Origin of the sequence: Alloprevotella tannerae ATCC 51259, from assembly GCF_000159995.1 — a bacterium.
Lineage (GTDB): Bacteria > Bacteroidota > Bacteroidia > Bacteroidales > Bacteroidaceae > Alloprevotella > Alloprevotella tannerae.
This window is the reverse complement of sequence record NZ_GG700642.1, coordinates 153,136-172,928: the sequence shown is the minus strand read 5'-3', so window position 1 is coordinate 172,928 and position 19,793 is coordinate 153,136. Positions and strand designations below refer to the sequence as shown.

General features: G+C 42.6%; 10 protein-coding genes and 1 pseudogene. 3 read left to right on the top strand and 8 right to left on the bottom strand.

Annotation, left to right across the window (positions count from 1 at the left end; all coding sequences use genetic code 11):
* Positions 1-196: 196 nt before the first annotated feature.
* The 3 genes from GCWU000325_RS00735 (at position 197) to GCWU000325_RS10870 (ending at position 4,102) form a co-directional block, all read left to right on the top strand.
* Positions 197-826 (top strand): hypothetical protein, encoded by a 630-nt coding sequence (locus GCWU000325_RS00735; RefSeq protein ID WP_154646544.1) that lies wholly within the window; start codon positions 197-199, stop codon positions 824-826.
* A gap of 1,621 nt (positions 827-2,447) precedes the next feature.
* Entirely contained in the window at positions 2,448-3,596 is a 1,149-nt protein-coding gene (locus tag GCWU000325_RS00725) for an AAA family ATPase (protein ID WP_006253962.1), read from the top strand.
* Between the two features lie 14 nt (positions 3,597-3,610).
* The gene (locus tag GCWU000325_RS10870; protein WP_006253961.1) at positions 3,611-4,102 is read left to right on the top strand and encodes a hypothetical protein; all 492 of its coding nucleotides are present in this window, start codon (positions 3,611-3,613) and stop codon (positions 4,100-4,102) included.
* 262 nt (positions 4,103-4,364) lie between these two features.
* Here the strand turns inward: GCWU000325_RS10870 and GCWU000325_RS00715 are convergent, their stop codons facing one another.
* The 8 genes and pseudogenes from GCWU000325_RS00715 to GCWU000325_RS00680 all read right to left on the bottom strand — a co-directional run bounded on the left by GCWU000325_RS00715 (position 4,365) and on the right by GCWU000325_RS00680 (position 19,395).
* The gene (locus GCWU000325_RS00715; RefSeq protein WP_006253959.1) at positions 4,365-6,149 is read right to left on the bottom strand and encodes an Omp28-related outer membrane protein; all 1,785 of its coding nucleotides are present in this window, start codon (positions 6,147-6,149) and stop codon (positions 4,365-4,367) included.
* Positions 6,150-6,160: 11 nt separating this feature from the next.
* A complete protein-coding gene (locus GCWU000325_RS00710; RefSeq protein WP_040598710.1) occupies positions 6,161-8,101 on the bottom strand; it encodes an Omp28-related outer membrane protein in 1,941 nt (646 codons plus the stop codon).
* Between the two features lie 4 nt (positions 8,102-8,105).
* Positions 8,106-11,393 carry a CARDB domain-containing protein gene (locus GCWU000325_RS00705; protein ID WP_006253957.1) on the bottom strand — a complete coding sequence of 1,096 codons (3,288 nt, stop codon included), beginning with the start codon at positions 11,391-11,393 and terminating at the stop codon, positions 8,106-8,108.
* 105 nt (positions 11,394-11,498) lie between these two features.
* On the bottom strand, positions 11,499-14,606 hold the full coding sequence (locus tag GCWU000325_RS00700) for a T9SS-dependent choice-of-anchor J family protein (protein WP_006253956.1): 3,108 nt from the start codon (positions 14,604-14,606) through the stop codon (positions 11,499-11,501).
* 292 nt (positions 14,607-14,898) lie between these two features.
* Positions 14,899-15,512, bottom strand: a pseudogene (locus GCWU000325_RS11105) (transposase); the annotation flags it as partial.
* 89 nt (positions 15,513-15,601) lie between these two features.
* Positions 15,602-16,435, bottom strand: coding sequence for a GLPGLI family protein (locus GCWU000325_RS10860; RefSeq protein ID WP_006253953.1), 834 nt, complete (start codon positions 16,433-16,435; stop codon positions 15,602-15,604).
* 12 nt (positions 16,436-16,447) lie between these two features.
* A complete protein-coding gene (locus GCWU000325_RS00685) occupies positions 16,448-19,039 on the bottom strand; it encodes a hypothetical protein (RefSeq protein ID WP_006253952.1) in 2,592 nt (863 codons plus the stop codon).
* Between the two features lie 116 nt (positions 19,040-19,155).
* The gene (locus tag GCWU000325_RS00680) at positions 19,156-19,395 is read right to left on the bottom strand and encodes a hypothetical protein (protein ID WP_006253951.1); all 240 of its coding nucleotides are present in this window, start codon (positions 19,393-19,395) and stop codon (positions 19,156-19,158) included.
* Between the last annotated feature and the right edge of the window lie 398 nt (positions 19,396-19,793).

The window sequence follows — 19,793 nt, the reverse complement described above, 5'->3', positions numbered from 1 at the left end:
ATTCTTAAGAGCTTGGTACAGCTCTATATTTTGAGCATATGTTCAGAATAGACAATTATGGATGCTTAAAGCTCCATGCAAGATAAGGTTAGCAATCCCTTTGTACCCCCAAATTGCTATAGACCAAACTATATAAAAGGAGAGTGTGAGCTGAAAAACTCTAACCAAAGAGTAGGCATTGTTAACTATCAAATATATGAAGAAAACATTATTATCATTTGCTATGCTTCTATCTGTTGTGTTGTCACAGACACAAGTAGCAAATGCTCAGACCTCTCCTTTGAGGTGGAAAGTTTCAGTAGGGTTGGGACTTTCATGTAGTGAATCAATGAATTTAGGATTTGCAAAAGGAGTTCAAGTAAGTTATGATGCAAACATATTCGAGTTCGGTCTCTCACTGCATCATGCTTCTTCACAGACGCTCTCCACATCAAAAACACATGGGTTAGGATTTTACACTAATAATGTGCAAGGCCCTTCAGTACAAATATCTCAAGGAGACGATCGTAATGAACACAATTCTGCCAATACCTCATCTATCAATCTCTTTGCAGGTGTAGATCTATTTAAAGCCTTTAAAGTACAGGGGAGGAACCGCTTAATACTCGGTGCTTTGGCGGGTATAGGGCAATATGATAGGTCTTTCATAATCAACAATCCGGAAGGGATGACCATTGACGTGCGTTATGGTAGTTTATGGAGTTACGGCCTCAAGGGCTCTTACGAATATATGATCACGAAGAGAGTGGGTGCCGGATTTTCTGCCACGTACGACTTTAGACAAGATAATTTTTACGGACTCGCCAATTTGATTGTGCAGTTCTAAACATCGACGAATGTTTTCGAGATAGGGGAGGGATTATCGTAGTTCCTCCCCTAAATATATTGCTCTTGTTCCAAGTCTCTATTCCTTGACGCGAGGATGTGAAGTTATTCGTGAAATCCTTTTCATACCTTACTGTTCGCTATAAGTTGGCTTTCCTGCGTATAAATAGACTTAAGCCTATCCCTGACTGCAGCCATTTAGAGTACCTTTATTTATATCATAAAACAACACATCCCTGAATCAGGGTACGTTTTCTTTCGGGTAGTAGATGTTAGCTTAAGTCATAAGTTCGCTTCATCAATAAAAAAAAGCGGCCTATTCGTAGTAAGAAGAATAAGAGACAGGGAAGAAAAATACTACTGATTATCAACGTTATAAAGCGTCGTCAAACTTTCCTATAAGAAAAGAAAAATTGTCCTATAAGACAATTTTTTCGATCATAGGAGACAATTTTTCCGATCACCTATGAAAGTTTTTCCGATCACCTAAGAGAATTTTGGCACTGCCTATTTGTGCTTTGAAAGCTAAGTTATAGACCTATTTTTCAGCCTTTTCGTGCGTATGGTGTTATATACTCCTCTGTTTTGGATAAGCCATGTCTGTTTTTCCTTAGGGTTGTTTCAATCAAGCCCCAACGAGGAGATAAATTGTACAATTGTTCTTTCCGGAAAGCTAATCTCAAGCTAAAAGAACAGTCCTATTTTGATAAGATAAAAGCAGTATTGTTCTCTGTAGATGCAAGGTGCTTTTCTTACCTTTGTGGCAGCTATTTGGACGAAAGCGTTCTGTGAAAAGTGCAGATAGCTCCGCCCTTGAAGTCTGTAAGCTTATCATAATCGACTATTCACCGAATAAGCAAAAAATGAGTGTTGGCTTGTTGAAGGGCAAGGATGTATTTGTGGCAAGTGCCGCTTGTCAGAAACAGCGCATCTCGTTCGATCAACTTTGCGAGCCGATGGCAGAGGATTCGACCATCGGCATAGGCCGACATCGCCGCATTTTTTTATAGATTTCTCAGTATTCTCAGCCAACTTTGTTCGTAGAGTTATATGGCCAATGCTGGTCCGCTCACCACATCTCGCCCCACATTCTCGTCAAATGCAGTCGAGAAGGAGGAATATTCCAAGCCTTCGGAGTGTATTACCAAAACATAAATCCTCTTTACCCATATCTCTGACTTGCGCTAACTGAAGAATGTAGAGTTTTTCCGCGTGGCGAAGCTGGAAAAGGTGAATTGTAAGGTAGCCGGAAAAGGTGTTAGTAGTGGAAATGCGTATTCCTTTTGTGTATGTTTTGCGGTGATGACGTTATATAAGTTTATGCCTCATTTGTTTCTAAAAGAATATTAACGCTTTAGGATCGTCGATGTTGTTTCTCATGCAGTAAAAGAGTGTGAGATTGAGGCCTTTCTTGGGTTAAATTAGGTTTTATGGAAAATATCTACTTTTAATTTCGCATTCTATGATAGCTTGTTTACCAAAGAACTTTCAGCGCTGAGTTTCCATCTTATTGCGAAAAAATATTGTAGGAAAAACTTTTGATCGCTTTACGCTTTTTGTTTAATCTCGGGAATTTATATTACCTTTGTACACGTAAAACATAAGAAAAAAGATTTTATAGTATGCAATCATTAAAGGTGAAAAATTTCGGGCCAATTGGTAACGTTGACGTAAAATTTGGCGACTTAACTTTTTTAGTAGGTCCTCAAGCCAGTGGTAAGAGTCTTTTTTTAGAACTTCTTAAATATATCATCGACAAAGAATTTGTTTTGTCCACTTTGCGGAAATATAATTATATTATTGACAAGAAGAATCCTCAAAAGGTTTTTGACATATTTTTTGGTGATGGAATGAACAAAATATTTAAGTCTGATATAGAAATCACATATAACGGACAGGTTGTACCACTTGATTCACTCTTGAAAAGGAGTGTGCCGAAAAAGGAATTAATGTTCTATATACCAGCGCAACGCATATTGAGTATAGCTGATGGACGGCCAAAGAATTTTATGGAGTTTGATATGGCAACACCCTATGTCTTGAAATCATTTAGTGAGGCATTAAGAATTTATATTCAAGGAGGGATGGGAGACCCAGATACTCTTTTCCCTATAAGTAATCGCCTGAAGAGCGCATTAAAACAATCTTTTGATGAAAACATTTTCCATGGTGGTAAGATTGTCATGGAAGAAAATTCTGGCCAAAAAAAAATGAAGATGAGAATCGATGGTATGAGTATTCCTTTTATGACATGGAGTGCAGGACAAAAGGAATTTATGCCATTACTTATAGCTTTCTATTGCCTTTCGGGACCACCCTCTCAAGTGTTCAAAAAAGACAATTATAAATATGTAGTTATTGAAGAGCCAGAAATGGGACTCCATCCACAAGCTATAGAGTCTGTTTTATTAGAGATACTGGAGTTGATACATAATGGTTTAAAGGTTATCGTTTCCACCCATTCCACTACTCTTTTAGATTTCGCATGGGCTTTCAATACTATAAAGAATTCGTCGTCTGTAAATAAGGAAGACGCTCTATATGAGATGTTTGATCTCCGTAAGAATACTGCTACTTCTCAAATCTTTGAGGGATTATTGAGTAAGCAATTATCCACTTACTATTTCTCACGCTCTGGAAAAGGAAAAGTCTTGTCAACTGACATTTCATCATTGGATGTAGGAAGTGAAAATAGTGCCATTTCTGAGTGGGGTGGTCTTTCGCAATTCTCTTCTAAAGTGGCGGACATCGTTTATAAATATACAGACTAATACAATGCAAGGCTATGGGAAAAGAAAAGCGGCAAAAATTGATTTTCAAAGAAGCGGTAGAAGCAACACCCGACGTAAAGGAAGGATATTGTGAAGGTATAAAAGCATTTGGAGAATACAAATCCAAAATAAAAGTACCAGAACCCAGTAAAATAGATGGCAGTTTGGATATTGATGCCACAACAGCTAAGCTTTATCCAGATGACAGCCGTTGGGACTATGCACTTTGTTATGATAGCGAGGTGTTCTACATAGAAGTACATTCAGCTATAACCAGTGAAGTCTCGAAGATGATCAAGAAACTCCAATGGCTTAAATCATGGTTGGGAAAAAAAGCACCAAAAATCAATAAATTGACAACCAAGACAAAGCAACCTTATTACTGGGTGCAGTCTTCTAAATGCGATATACCTAGGCATATGCCCCAATACAAAATAGCAGTTCAAAACAAAATTCTTCCAATGCGAGAATGGGATTATAGTAAAATTCTTAAAAAAGAAAAATGAAACTTTCCTAATCATGAATTGATATCATAGAAATCTTTTTTATAGTTATTTGTTGCTATCCTCTAAAACTGAAAAGATATAAATGCCGCACTGTGAGTGCCGATAAAAAGAAACATTAGTTTCGTTTTTCCAAGAAGTAAGCTTATGGTTGCGGTTAGCAAGTAAACCAGTATAAGAAAAGGGTGTATCAAACTGATACACCCTTAATCGTTAAAGTCTAAGAGATCTTTCTATCAGTATATTCCTCAATAGAAGTCTGGTCTTATTTCAATAGCATCTTTTTGACGATTGTCTTGTTGCCACTCGTGTATTTGATGATATAGAAGCCGCTTTGGATATCGTGGTTAGGTATTTTCCTTCCGTTGGCATCATAGATGCGTACCTTACCTTCGAAGCCTTCAATGTTGAGATGCCCGTTGGAGAATGTAAACTCAGGAGCAAGGAGAGCGACATCTTCAGAAATAGAAAGGGCCGGATCAACCGTTACGTGTGCTGAAGCTGCATTCTCAATTTGTCCCTTGCTGTTGATGAGAAGAGCGATGAGGTGCAGACTGTCAGCATGCTGTATGCTACCGGGAACTTCTAATTCAGCTGCATATTCTACGATCTGATCTGCTTCTACGGTGGTCGGAATACTTCCCTTTATGCCGTCGAAACTGTAGTTCATACGCGCTACGTGGTCCATGTTGATAGAGGCGTAACCCGGAAGATCTTCGAAACCACCCATCTTGCCTTGTCCGCCACCACTGAAGTTGTTAGCTTGGTAGTAGCCCTCGATACCATTCTCTACAAGGACGAAAGAAATCTTGTAGTCGACACTTGTTTGAGCGGCAAAGAAGCTGGCAGATGCGACAGCTTTAATCTTGTTTTTGTTATTGCCAACAAAGTGTGCTTTGATCTCCATACCTACGCGAGGAGACTTGCTGACCGCTTTATTGTGCGAAGCCTCTAATGATGCGAATTCCGGTTTAGCAACGCTGCTGAGATCACGATTGATATAGCAAGATGGATAACCTGAGAATGAAAGTTTTGAGTATGAACTGGTTTCCAACTTATCTTGCTTGTGAACAGCTATACCAATGAATGTCTCAGGATATTTCTTGGCCATTCCATTTAAGCCGACGATGCCTAAAGGACACCATCCACACCAAGTTCCCGTGCCTTCCTCAACGACAAAACGCTGTTGGGGTACCGCATCCATTACCTTTACGTTGGTGCTGGTTGTATCGTTTCCGGCAAACGCGTCGTTTTCTCCATCGACACTGATCAGTCTCAGTTTCACGGAATGAATGCCATTCTCGCTGAATCCCGGATATTTAATTGCGAACTCCTTCTCAGCACCGGATCCCATAGTCGTTTTGAACTCTTCCGTTTGCTCTGCGCCACCATCAACGGTATAGCCCACCAGTAAGGTTCTTGCAATACGCGGACTCATATTCATTACGCCAAATCCGAACTCGCAGGGTGCGTTCTTCTTTACGATGATATCGCGACTGCTATAGAGCCATAGGTCTTTGGGCATATTCTCGCCGGCGATCTTTGCCTGGATTGTCAGTGCCAGAGCCTTGTACGCTTTGTCTGCCGCATAGTTCTTCCAGCCGTCGCCGAGGTCTGCCCAACAGCCATTTTCAGAATACATATCTGAGCGCCCCATAGATAGGTTGTCGCCTTCATAGCTATAACCGATGTAGAAGGGTTCTCCATCTATTGTATAGTTGGAACTCAGTTTCACTTCGTTCCAGCCGTTGTAGAGCATTCCGGCCGTCTTTGTTATGGTATTCTCACCGTTCAAGTCTTTAGTGATAAAGACCTTTACGTTCTTGGCCATTGCAGCCAGTCCGACCTTAACAACAGAGATCGTCTTCCCTTGGTAGAGCTTAGAGATCTCAGCGGGGATGTAAATGGCGCCTTTTCCACTCTTTTTAGAGCCAAATTCGCCGGTTACTTTCCCACCACAATAGCCCCAGAAGCAGTAGCTGGAGGCTGCTCTTGCCTCAAAGGAAATGAGGCTGAGTAACAATGCTATGAACAATATTGTTTTCTTCATGATGATTGCTATTAGTGGTTGATGCTAATTTTCTGCGTAATCACATTTTGACCATCTGTAGCATTTACGATATAGAGACCGTAGCCCAATTGATTGGTGCTGATGCGGCGTCCTGCCATATCATAGATACCAACAAGATGATAGCCTTGTGGCAGAATCACGCTGCCATTCACAACGCTGATCGTTTTGTTGTCGGCTGAATTTGCTTGTGAATTGATGCCGGAAGTGCCTGCTACTGCAGCTTGTGTCGAATTGTAGAGGCCGCGTTTCAAAACATTTGCTTCATAATTGCTAACGAATGAAACGATACGCATATTGGCTACGTTCCATTTGGGGTCTACGTCTACCGTGTAGTTCTTCTCAAAGTCGTAGTTGGAGATATCTAAGTTATCACCCCACGCGCTGCCGCTGAGCACAGCCCGCAAGACGCCATTCTGTGTGAAGCTTGCTTTCCCGGCTTGTTGTGTGCTCTCAATTTTGTCTTCTACAAGCCAAGTAGTCAGACGCAAGTCAGTTTGCAAAGGCATCTCATTAGTGCCGGCATGTCCGCTAACCTTAACATTGATCTGTTTGCCATCCGCACTAAGTTCTGGAGCGGCGGCCAATGTAATAAAGGAGTATTCGGACTTTGCGAGGCCAATCAAATTAGCAACAACTGTATCGTTGGCTATGAAGTATGCCGGTCCCGGATCTTCAAGTCCGCTGATTGCAAGGCGGTCGATACAGATTGCAGGCACAAAGGTCTTCGACTCACCATAGAGCGCTTCGTAATCCTTATCTGCTGCAATGCGGAACTGATCCTGATGCGATTTGTAGTCTAAGTGGTGCTTTACGCGAATCACATTGTCGCACTGGGCTAAGGCCTTGGTGTATACGCTGTCTGCAACAGTACATTCTTTGTAACCTTCAGAAGTAAATTCCTCAAAGAGTACGTTACGCTCAACCGGCTCTGTACCCTCTTTCATCGCATAACCTCTGAGACTTAATGCGTTGTCGTTCATATCCGGATCTGTCGTGCCATTGACCTTTGTTACCGTAAAAGTACCGACAAAGTTACCCTCAACCGGTACGGAAACATCCTCAAGTACGATCTTTTGTGGCACATTATTAGGAATATTGTATCCGTTGAGCGTCACTTCTTTGCTTTGTACGCCTTTGGCTGTAACCGAAAGTGAAAGAGATGTGATCGGGGTTGTACCATTATTTTGCACATAAGCCACGTAAGACTTAGGCTTATTTTGCTCAATATAATATCCGCCATCCTCGGGAGCTAAGCGAATCAAGGAAATGTCATTGTTGGGAACATTTGATCCCGAAATGACGGCACGAATACAAATGTTCTTACCGATAGCTGCGGTATTGCTGAACCAGCTGCCATCATAGCCGTACCAATTCTTTTTTGTTAGCGAGTAAGGACTATTATCAAACAATAGACAGTCGTACATCTCATCGGCATTCAGATAAAGAATATAGCCGATGTAGAGGTTCATTCCCTTCGTGATGGTGAGCGATTTGGTAAACTTCTTCTTGTTCCAACCTTCAGAGTAGGACGTAGATGAGCCTTTTGCCAAGGTACTCTCTCTCATATTCTTCAAGTCGGTACACACGAAGTATTCTACCAAGCGTCCGCGTTTCGGTTTAATGGCAAACTCAATAGAGTCGATCTTATTGCCAACATATTTGTCTAACAGCTCTGCCGGGAAATAGACAGCTGCGTGATAAGTGTGCTCTCCTGTTATCTGTGCAATGAGTCCTCGGCTAGGTTCTATGGTGCAGTAGCCGATGTGCATATTCTCACTACCTGAGGCCGGCGCTGCCATTTCGCGCTCTGATGGGCTCAAAGGAGTAAGCTGGAACAAATTGTCGCTCTCTGTTTGAGCAAACAAGTCTCCCCCAATCATGGAGAGACTTGTAAGCGATAACAGAAAAATAAATTTTCTGATAGAGTTCATATTTTTACTTTACATTAAGTTTCATACTTGCAGCCTTTCCATTTGCGGCTACCGTACGTACGATATACAGACCAGTCGGCATATCCAGTTTTACTTGCTTGTTGCTTACGTTATTGAATGCTTTCACAAGTTTACCGTCAACTGTATATATGTTAGCAACCTTAACATCCTTACCAAAGTTCATCATGCCGTTGTTAGCATTGTAGAAGAATGTTTCGCCTGCAACGAATGCATTGTTAACGTTGTCATTAACTCCAAATCCTAGATATAGAACCGGAACAGAGTTGTATGCGTGTGATTTGGTTGCGCTGAAAGGTGATGCCTCAGCATATTCCAATTTACGGTAGATACCGGAAGAAGTGTCGTGGAAGACCTTGTATAATGCACAGAACATCAAATTAGATGGTACTGCACCTTCCTTATCAAAGACAACAATAAGATTCTTCGTCTTGTCATACTTAAACGGCGTTTCGAGGTTAAATGCCATAATGTTGTTAACGCCAGGTTCGAGCGTGAACGTGCCATCATATACGAGTGTCATTTGCTCGGGCTTCAACCATTGTGAATAAGCAGAAGTGAATTGCTCCAAGTCTGTCTGAGCAAGGTAAATCTTAGCCTTGAACGGTTCTGTTCTGTCCGTCAAGTTGCTATTTGACGTGTAGAGGTATCCCAAACGAGAGATGAAGCCATCTTTGTCAGCTTTGATTTCAGATGCCAGATAGATAGATTGCGTTCTTTCGTAAGTATCGCTGTTGGTGCAAGGTCCGTGCGTATCTTCGCCCTCGTCATCACCGTTTACGATGTTTGTCCAAGGTATGGTGCCTTCCGGACTAACTCTAATGCGCGCAACACTTGTCGTATCGTTGCTGTGCTCTTGGTCGCCTTCGAGCTCTACAACAGCAAAGAAGTTGAATACGCCGTCCTTCGTAGGCTTGAATGTAACAGGAACGTTCTCCATCTTACCTGCAGCCAACTCAGGAACATTCGTCGTTTCGCCAACAAGCGTTTTGGTTCCTTCATCATCGCAGTATACCTTGATGCTATATTTGCTCTGCGTCTTAGAACCTACGTTGCGAACCTTAACTGTGCACTTGTTATCGTAGCCTACAACAGCTTCTTGTATGCCATCGAGAGAGAAGGCTTTCAAGTCGTTTTCTGCGACATAGTCTACGTTAATACCATAGAGACGGAAGCTATTGTACTGGTTGTGCGTAGCAACAGACATACCGAAGTAATATGTGCCATCTTCCGGAGCAGTAAACATATCCTCGAGTTTCTCGCGAGTATACATATCAGGATAAGAGAAGTCTTTTTCTTCACGGAGAACCGTAGCATTTGTGAGGTCTTCACCATTTGTTCCCATTGTAAGTTTCAGGTCGAATGGCGTAGCTCTCTGATGTGCATAGAAGTCTGTAGTAATGCGATATGTCTTACCCTTTTCGAGCTTGAGCGGGGGAGAAGTAAGGAAGCCTTCCGCCTCTTGGTAGTTGCTATAGCCAATCATACACTTAGAATCCTCATCATATCCACCACAATAGTAGAAGAAGATAGAGTGGTTGTTGGGGCTGTACCAACGATTTGCATCGTCTTGCGTATTGAACTTTAAGTCAATCGGCGTAGTGAGCGCACTTCCGGCCATAACTCCTTCAGACTCTGCAATAGCACCTTCGCCGGCTTGGCTCTTAGCTTGAATTCTGTAAGAGTACTTTTGTTGTTCACCAAGCGTGTTGTCCTCGTAAGTTGTTGCGTTAAGATCTTTAGCAACTACAACATTGTCGGGTAAACGTGTCAATGTATAGGTCAGGTCGTTTTCTTTGATATAACCATTGTTTAAACCTTTGGTCGGAGCTTTCCAAGTCAATTCAAGGCCTGTGCCTTTTCTCTTCAGTTGGATATCTTGAACCGCACCAGGAACATCTACGCCCATAAAGCAGCGGATGCTATCGGGTACACCTTTCTCGCCAGCAACACGTGACGGAACTACATAATAGGTATTGATACCAGCGTAGGGATGTGTGTCTACGAATCGCATAGCTTGGCCCATCTTGCCCGTAGCATCTACAGTTCCAATAAGGTCTGCATTTTCAGCAGAGAGAAGCTTTGAAGTCGGCGTGAGTTCGGTCGTTGCTACATTTTGCTTCTTGCGATAAACCAATACCTCTTTGAATTCAGTAAGGTCACTCTTGTCCCAAGCCTTAGTTGGGTTCACCCACTTAACGGTATCTACCATATCGCCGTTAACATCAGCTTGTACGTCAATTTGAGATACTTGAGCTGCCGCTTTGCGGGAATCAGCGGTCATATAAGGAATGGTAAGACCAACGAATGAGTTACCAAGGCTAAACCAAGACTTACCTTCATAGATGCCCGTTTCAGTGTTTACGCTATAGAGAGTTGTTGCGCCTTGGTTGCCGACCGGAATCCACCAAAGGTTGCCAGTAGTATAGTCGAAACTCATAGTACCAAAGTATCTTTGGATATAACTCTCTCCCCATTGGCTCTTGCATTCAATGACAGAAAGCTTGTTGAAATCAGAATCGAACTTAACAAGGTTTGTTCCGACAGCAACATCTTCGGTCTCGCTCTTCGTCTTTGGGCACACCATATAGCAATTGCCGTCGTAGTCGAAACAGAAGTTATAGTAAACGATCGGTAAGTCCATAACCTTGTCTATCTTACCTGTTTCTTTATTAATGATGTTGATTGTGGTAAAAGCTCTTACCACTTGCTCTTCACCATCAATGATTTTCGTTTCATAACCCTTACCAAGACCGTATATCTCCTTTGTTTTCGGGTTATAGCTCAGTGCATAGATATCAAATCCCCTATACCATTCACCCTGTTCAGTTTTATTAAAGGTGTAGATGGTTGTGGTATCGCCTGTAGCTACATTTAATTTTGCAAAGTACAGTGGTTCTACGCCATAAGTGTAGGACTGAGCAAAAACGGCATAACAATCTTTTCCGTCAAATGTTGAGCAGTATATACCGTGAGATTGAACCTGATCATTTGGCGGCGTAAAGTTCTTTATAGTGATATAGTCAGCGGCTTTGCCCGTATAGAACTTTATCCAACCACGCTTTTTGTTCTGACTTACTAACTGGCCAGCATACATAGTAATACCCCTCGACTTGTCGTCGATCGCCTGTGGGGTCTGGAGCGGCATCTGCGGGGCAGATGTTAGCATCGGTTTGTCCCAGACGGAGGGAAACTTTCTTGCATTCATCTGTCCGGATGCTGGTAAAGCAGACAGTGTTGCTAATGCAAGACTTGCTAAATAGAGGTGTTTCATATCTCTTAGGATTAAAAATAGATTAATGTCTATAGTTGTTTTACTTAAGATGTAGCAAGACTCTCTGTCCGGCTTTTACCGGACAGAGAGTCATTGCCTTTATCTTTATCGTTTCAATACAATCTTCAGCGTTTGTATGTGGCCTTTCTTATTTACCTTCAATATATATACGCCGGAGGAAAGCGAAGTCAGCTGGAGGCGATCAGTATGGTTCGCTGTGCCTACGAGTGCACCAGAAGTGCTGAACAAGTCAACCTTATCACAGACTGATGAGAGGTAGAGTACGTTGCCGTTCTGATAAATGTTCAGTCCTTCTCCACCTACAGAGAGCATACCGGAAGTGTTACCATCTTTATATTCCAACATCATGAAAGGAACATAGGGCGAAGGGAAGATTTCTGACTCTTTTATGTTGCTCGTTTGGCCATCATAGTGTGCCGTGCGAGGCTTGCCTACAATTTCTTTCAAGTGCCATTCCGGATGCTGATTAGGCATAAGGCGTTTTCCGCCTGCAAGTGCTTCGAACTTCATATTCAGATTGCCGCCGGTGTAGTGGAATGGCGTATCAAACTTAATCTGCAAGTCTTCGCCTTCCTTTTGACCAGAGATCGTAATGTTGCCATCGAATACCTTTGTCCAATCACCTTCTTCAAAGACGCCGATGTACTCATTGTCGTCTGAGATTAAGTTGGTGCGGTCGGTCTTCTTCATATAGATTCTTGCCGGGAACGTAAATTCGTTCTTAGCCTTACCATTATACTTCACCTGCATAGCTACGAAGCTAATGTCTTTCTTTTGGATTTCGTCCTCCATATAGAGACACTGTGCTTGTGAATAAGGCATTGAGACGAAGAAAGGAGAGTACCAACCATAAGATTCATCTGTATTGAGTGTCAGCCATTTGCTTGCATCCTTAGCCGCCACTTTAACCTTGATTGATGACGCAAAAGTGTTATCTTTTGGGTAGGTGTCGCCTTCTAAAATGACGCGTGCTGACACATTTATATCACCTTCTGTCGCCGGTATCCATTTGATAGACACTGTGCCCGTTGCATCGGGAGCAACAGCAACGCCGGGAGCAGAAGCAAGTTCTTCATTCGTGTCTGCGTTGATGAGTTGAACTGTATAGTTGCTTACCGCCTTAGAACCCTCATTGCTAATGGTTGCTACGAAAACTTGCTCTACGCCGCAGTTGGCTGTAGCAGAACCGGAAAGATCCTTAAGGCTCAAATCCTTTTCGCTATATTCGCGTAATGATACATCTTTAAGATATATCCGACCGTGCATAGCATCTGAACAAGCTTGGAATGCTACGTGTCCGTTGCCGCTTGCGTCTACACTGAAGGTGTTCTTACCATAGTAGTAAGTCTCAGAAGCAGTATGGAACTCCTTCAAATCTACGATCATCGTTGTAAGACCCGCTGCGGTTGGCGTTGTGCCGTAGAAGACTTTCATCTTCTCCATAACCGGCTTGTGATCATCGGGGTTAACCCAATTGGCGGTAGAGTAAGTATAGCGCAACTGATATTTTTTCTCTTTATTGAATGAGAGTGGAGGTGATACCAACCAGTCGTCAGCATTCTTCTCGCTACGATCATAGAACGCTGAGGACGTGGTAGGATCAAACTTCCAAGTCATACCGTCATTATTGTTGTCGAGGACTGTCCATCTGTCAACTTCGTCTTTGGTCTTCAAATCAGAGATGAAAGGAATGCTTCCCGATGAACCATAAGCTACAGTGTTGGAAGTAGCAGAGAGGCCTTTCCCTTTTTTGCTGTAGGCCGTAACAACATAGCTGTAGCCTGCGTGTACGGTTACTTGATCCTCAACGGAGCGTGCCGTCGTCTTGGTTGCGATCGTTACGTTGTCCGGCATACGCACTACGTCGTAAGTGAGTGTCGCCTTGTCGTAATAGCCCTTATTAGCGCCCATAGCAGGCTCACTCCAAGTAATGGTGCCTTTTGTGTCGTTGGTAGTCAGTTGAACATTTACTGGTGCGCCCGGCACATCTTCACCTACGAAAGCTGATGCTTCCTTATATATACCATCGCCCTTTTGGTTGTAGGGCACTACCTTATATATATAGTTGCCTTCTGCAAGACCCGTGTCAGTCCAGTCCATACTTTTGCCCTTTTCAGTCGTTGATACTGTCTGAACAAGTTGGTCATTGCGGTAGATTCTGATTCCGTCAATGCTTGCAAGAGACTTATTGCTATAGTCGGTGTTCGGGGTTGTCCAAGTCAATGTAGCATTGTTCGCGCCAAGTTCTCCCGCTTTTACAGTAAGATTCCTCACATAAGAGGGGGCTTCTTCAGCTACATACTGATAAGGGATAGCCATAGAGAGCAACTGCAAGTCACCATCTATCTGCGTCTGCGTGATTGCCTTTCCTGTTTCAGGATTCAACTCTATCAAATAGGCTTTGCCGTCGGCAGCTTGTGCCGTCCACCATAGGCGATGCGTCGTTTTATCAAACTCCATCGATTGGCTATAATTGCCTATGCTGATTCCGGTGCCCTCCGCCGGACTTACATTGACCATTGTGCAAGTTTGCTTTCCGGCGTCAATGCTTTTTTCGTCTATTCTGACAAGGGTAGACTTGGTAAAAGCTTCATCAGATATGATCGCATATAAGTAGCCATTCTCCGCAGAGAGCGTAAAAAGGGCGTCGTTGATGGCCGCAACCTTATTGATGGCATAAGTTGTTCGGTTCACTTCATATAAATCAGTCGTGAAGCGATCTGTATCGTAGTGTACGCCGAAGATTCTGTCCGTCTTCGGATCATAGGTCATCTCGTCCAAGATAAGTATCGGTGCACCTTCGGGGAATACGCTCTTCCGCTCGCAAGCTCCTGTACTTGGGTCGATGACGCTAAAGGCGTAAGGCATAAGAACGTTTGCATACAGCGTCGTTTCGTATGCAAGATAATCTTTTCCAACGTATGTTCCGGCAGTAAAAATTGGCGTTTTGCCGGGAATATTGCCATAGTCTTTGATTAAGGAATAGGTGCTGGGTGTGTTCGTTCGGAATGTAGTCAAACCATTCGTGCGATACTTTGTGTCGTATCGAAGGTAGCCATAAACCGCTGCCTCTCCGTCTGCCACATCGTAAATCAAAGCCTTATGCTTATAAGTGCTTGTTTGCTGGGCTTGTGCACAGTTTGGACTACCTGCGCCTAATAACATAGGCAATAGTAGTAGTAATCTTTTCATATATAGAGTATCCTTAGTTACGTATTGCGGGGTAAATTTACGCACTTTACACAAATCAAAGCCAAATTTTTCCGAGAAAAAATACTTTTATTCAGAAAATAACAGGTTGAGAAATTTTCAAAATTCGTCGTATATATAGAAATGTGCTAATAATTCTTCGCGATTGCGTATGTTGTTTGCTGTTAAAGTTGAAGTTTTATTCAATTGTCAAAAGTATGGACGTTGTTTGCTGTAACAAGTCTTAATAACTTGTCTGCACTATACAGCCTTAAGGAAATATCATTCAAGGACAATATCCTTTGTCCGTCAAGCCGGCTATGCCTTGAGGAATGTTTGCACCCTCCAATAGCGGAATAAACTCCTTTGTGTCACTGCGGTTCGCTGTAGTCGTTATCACCTTTTGAACAATGCCTTGACAATTGGTCAGACTAATCTTTCCGTTAGGTTTATGTGGCGTACCCACAAGACTTGCATCGACAAGTACCCCTTCCCTTACCGAAATGTGATGGCGGGGAAGTTGTTTGTTAAACTGAGACAATAGTTTGTCTAAGAGACCCAACTTCGTCAGTGCCGAACGAAATCGACTAATGGTGCTGTGGTCGGGAGAGACCGCTTCCATCTTCAGCCCCAAGAATAGGGAAAAGGTGATTGAATCATTTATGCGCTCCTCCAAAGCACAATCACTCAGGTTGTATCAGGTCTCCAAAAGCAACATCTTGAATAAGAGAATCACGTCATAAGCCGGGGCGCTGACGGCATTTTGTCGCTTCATGTATTTCTTGTTGATAGCGTCCTAATCGGATGCCAATCAATAAGCCTGTCAATCTGATTGAGAAAGTCGTTTTGTGCCTTGCGACAATGCCTTGAAAAAAGAAGTGTGTCTGCAACTGTTACAATGAAAAGCAAAGTGGTACTTGTTTTATGTTTCAAGTAATTTGCATCTTTTCATGAGATAATTGAGATTTTAAACGAAATAAGGGCTATATAATCGATGTTTAGTGATAGTCTGTTTCGAGAAAGTCAGCTACAGAGGCGGGAACATATAGATCTTTTAAATCATCACCATCATTTGTTGAGATGGTTCCTCCCGCATTCCCATATTGAGCGTTTATTTTTCCGAGTGGATTATCTATGAAAGAGCGTTTAGCTTTCAGATAGTTTATACGCGTTATATGTTCATAATCATTAGCAAGATAAACAGGCGAAATAGGCTTGGTCGTTTGCTGTATTCCGGTTGCTATAAAACTGTATTGCCCACCTTCTGCTTGGGCTTTAAGTATCAAGCCAGGAAGTCCATCGAGCTTCCAGGGACCGTTTTGTACAGGAATTTCCGGAGCGAACCACGCAGTCCATTTTCTCCCGTGGTAATCAGTGATAGCCATGATACACTCATATCCCAAAATAACATTGGTAGAATCGCATATTTCCCATTTCCATGGAGTTATCAGCTCTTCATAAGTAAATTTTTCAAGTCCGGCAGTGTCGTAATATTTCAATTTGTTGTTAGCAAAAGATTTGATAACGTATATAGTGCCGTCGGGTTTAGGAATACCATCTAAATTATCGGCGTTGAGGGCAGCCCTTGATATTTCAGTCAGTTTTGTCTTACCTTCAGGCGTAGAACTCAGCGAGTCAATATATTCTGTAATCGGAGAGTAGAATTTCGATTCTGTTATATTTGCTAACAGAATATACTTGTTTGTCAAATCTGTTTTACCATCTGTCAAATTTGGATGATGGGCCACGTAACTGACTTCGATATGAGCGGTCTGTGCTGTTACTGCTATTGCAATAAAACACAAAGTAATGAATGTAATTCTCTTTTTCATTTAGGTATATATTTATTTTCTTAGCGTTATTGAGAAAAGTAACTGACGACCACGGAGCGCGTGTTGGCTTTCAAAAGATGACAGTTGCGAGTATGTAGTGTATCTATATTGTTTGTTGTTGAGGATATTGGTCAGCGATGCCGACAGTTGAATCTGTTTGGTTGGCTTGAATATCAGCTTGGTGTCAAGCATCATAGTATTCTTGAATGCCCCCTCTGTTAGTTCATTGTGATAATGTTCTCCGCTAATCTGCCATTGCCATTTGGAGCGTGGTGTGAAATTAAGACCCAGCTTGTTTATCATAGCAGATAGCCAGGGTGCCGACGTGCCGTTCATTGTCAGACGATTGTTGGAGTAGCTTATGCCATAGTCAAAACTGAACCACTGCCATGGTGAGCCATTGATTTTTCCGCCTATGCTCCAGCTGGTGCCGATTAACTGCATGGACTGCTGCTGCGATAGTAGCTTTGATTTGTTGCGGCTGAAAGAACCGCTAATGTTACAGCTTCCACGCATGAAGTCGAGCGTCTTGCCGAGATTTCCCATTATTATGAGCGATTTTCCGTCGTTGTCAGCATCCGAATAGCTGTAAACAGCGTAATCTCCGTATAGCTGTCGCGCCATAGTATAAGGCTGGTGGCTCCAAGAGTGCATCATCTGCCCGTTGGCAAATAGTCCGTGTCTGGTGTGCTTGTAGCTGAAACTTGCCGAAATATTCTGCGATGAGGTATTATAAAAATTGTCAACGCCAGATTTTAATGTGCGGTAGTCAGTCATTATCAGCCCTGGATGAATGAGGCCGAGGTTCATTGGTGAGCGGCCTACGCCCCCTAAGACTGTGCTGGAAAAGCGATTGTTCGGTTTCCAGTTGAAACTCAGCAACGAAGAGAAATATACCTCGTTATGGTTGACCAACGTCTTGTCGAATGAGTAATGTGCGTAACTGATAGGGAGATTGAGTGTGAGATTTATATGTTTGATCCAATATTCGAGTTTCGGAGTGGCATAGACGAAAAGTGAGTTTGTATGTATGACATTCTCGGTTATACCAGGTAGTTCCTTAGGCAGATTGTCTATGTTTTGAGACAAATTAGAGTTCATTGATCGCCAGTAGGCCTTAATGCCACCTTCGAGGTTTATCGTAAAACCTTTGAGCGAAAAGGCGTGCGCTACACTTTCATGTGTATAGAAAGCGTGGTCGTTGATGTGCTGGCAATATAGATTGCCATTTACAGCCAAGTTGAGCACTTGCGGCAGCACTTCCCACTCGTTACGGCTTTCGAATGTTACAAGGTGCTTGCCCTTGAATCGCTGTATCAATTTGAATTTGTTACTGACGTAATAATTGGGCAGGTTGACAGATTGCATATTGGGTATTGTGCCGGTTGTGCGCAAGCTGATATTGTTCCAATCAATTTTGGTCTGCAAAGTGTTGTTTATGAATGTCGTCTTTTGGTTGCGTTCGTAGATAAACTTACCACTTAACGAGTGTTCGTGTTCGGTTTCGTTGCTGTTCTCGGTAATTATTCGATTACCCTTGTCCAAGAAATAAGTCGTGATATTCGATGCGTTGGCGATAGTGCGATTAAAGGAGTAGTCGATATTAAACTTACACTCGCCGCTTTTGAGTTTCCACAAGTTGTTAGTCGAAACGAGGAAAGAGCGGTTGAAAAGAGTGCGCCTGCTGTCAAGCAAGGGCATATTGGGCAGTCCGATGCTGATATAGCGGTTCAATCCTGTACCGCGCCTCCCTTCGAAAAAGTCTGTGCTTAATGCAGACTGCTCTTCGCCTGTGTTGTTGGCGCAAAAGGTAGTAATATTCTGAAATCCATGCGTCCCCCTCATTGCGAATAGTTTTCCATCCCATATCGCTCCTTCAGGTTGCTGCGAGTAACCACCTTTGATATCGCCGTAAAAAGCCCAAGTCGCTTTTGCTTTGTTTTTCAGTTTGAGATTGATTGCCGCCTTGTCTGAGAATGACAAGCCAGACAATACCTGCATGGGTTGATGATTCTCCATAACTTCAATCGCTCCCACATCATCGTGGCTTATGCTGTTGGTGGCGATACCGTACCTGCCGCCGAGCAGATCGGATCCTTCGATATAAAACTTGTTGATGTCTTTCCCTTGATACCGGACTATGCCATTATCAGAGACGTTAATGCCGGGCATACGCTGGAGGACGTCGCCGATTGAGCGATCTTGCGACTGTGCGAAACTACCAACATAATAGGTGATAGTATCGCCTTGTTCCTGTATGCGGTTAGCCTTGACTGTAACTTCTTTTAGCAATGTATATCCTGCTTCCATATATATCCTCAATGGGAACGAAACGCTGTCAAGCGGTAGAGATAGTTTGGCGAATCCCATCATAGTAACCTCTAATCTACACCCATTTATTAACGGCATTTGTAGGGAAAAGTTTCCGTTTGTTTTTGTGTATTCAAACTTCTTTATTTTATCGTCTATCCCCTTAATAATTACAGAAGCTCCTGCCAAGGGCTTATTTACCTCACGGTCTATAACTGTGCCGTAAACATTGACCTGCGCCACTGCATTAATAGAAAGAAATAGGCAAAGCTGGCAAATAATAAGTCGGCTCATAATGTTTAAAGAAGTTCTACTAAGAACAATAGTCATTGACGGCCCTTAAATTAATATTCGGAGTTGTCTCATTTTGAGACAACTCCAATAATGACACACAATTGAGGGTGTCATTCTCAAGGCACACGAACAACTTTGCCGTCTTTATCTACAATAATAGTCGTACCATCGCTGTAGATGATTATGACTCGATCACCTCTTTTAATAACTTGGGGATCTTTTGCTGTACACTGGGCTGTATACATTGCCACAATCTCTGTTTGTGTTGGAGCTACTACAACTTCCGACTGGAATGAAGCAGCATTTGCGGAACAAGCAAGTATGCTTATAATTCCTACAATCAATAACTTTTTCATAACGAATGTTTTGTTAACCTTAACTCCGCAGCATAAATTCTTGTGAGAACTCCAAGTGCCTGAGAAACAAAGTTCTCAAAACACTTGGATATGTCAGAAATTTCACCTATCTTGGTGCTGCAAACATAACAAGTAAGCAAAAATCTGACATGACAAAGGTAGCAATTAAAAAAGAGAATTATTGCTGTCCGATAAACGTCAAAAAGAGTAGGAAAGACCGCCTCAATCGCTGAAACAATGCGGTTGAGGTTCTCTTTTTGGCATTCCAAGCCCCCCCTAATCAAAAAGCGAAGGCATTTGAGGGCTTTCGGCCGCTTCTTTCAGGCATGCTTCCCAATCTTTTTCGGGATGATTAAAGAGGCTGTAGAAATCCACATAGGTACATCAGTGTTATCCTG

Bases quoted from the DNA above. Each gene is read 5' to 3' on its own strand.
- GCWU000325_RS00735 (WP_154646544.1), top strand. From the start codon at position 197: ATGAAGAAAACATTATTATCATTTGCTATGCTTCTATCTGTTGTGTTG.
- GCWU000325_RS00715 (WP_006253959.1), bottom strand. From the start codon at position 6,149: ATGAAGAAAACAATATTGTTCATAGCATTGTTACTCAGCCTCATTTCC.
- GCWU000325_RS00680 (WP_006253951.1), bottom strand. From the start codon at position 19,395: ATGAAAAAGTTATTGATTGTAGGAATTATAAGCATACTTGCTTGTTCC.
- GCWU000325_RS10860 (WP_006253953.1), bottom strand. From the start codon at position 16,435: ATGAAAAAGAGAATTACATTCATTACTTTGTGTTTTATTGCAATAGCA.
- GCWU000325_RS00705 (WP_006253957.1), bottom strand. From the start codon at position 11,393: ATGAAACACCTCTATTTAGCAAGTCTTGCATTAGCAACACTGTCTGCT.
- GCWU000325_RS00710 (WP_040598710.1), bottom strand. From the start codon at position 8,101: ATGAACTCTATCAGAAAATTTATTTTTCTGTTATCGCTTACAAGTCTC.
- GCWU000325_RS00725 (WP_006253962.1), top strand. From the start codon at position 2,448: ATGCAATCATTAAAGGTGAAAAATTTCGGGCCAATTGGTAACGTTGAC.
- GCWU000325_RS00685 (WP_006253952.1), bottom strand. From the start codon at position 19,039: ATGAGCCGACTTATTATTTGCCAGCTTTGCCTATTTCTTTCTATTAAT.
- GCWU000325_RS00700 (WP_006253956.1), bottom strand. From the start codon at position 14,606: ATGAAAAGATTACTACTACTATTGCCTATGTTATTAGGCGCAGGTAGT.
- GCWU000325_RS10870 (WP_006253961.1), top strand. From the start codon at position 3,611: ATGGGAAAAGAAAAGCGGCAAAAATTGATTTTCAAAGAAGCGGTAGAA.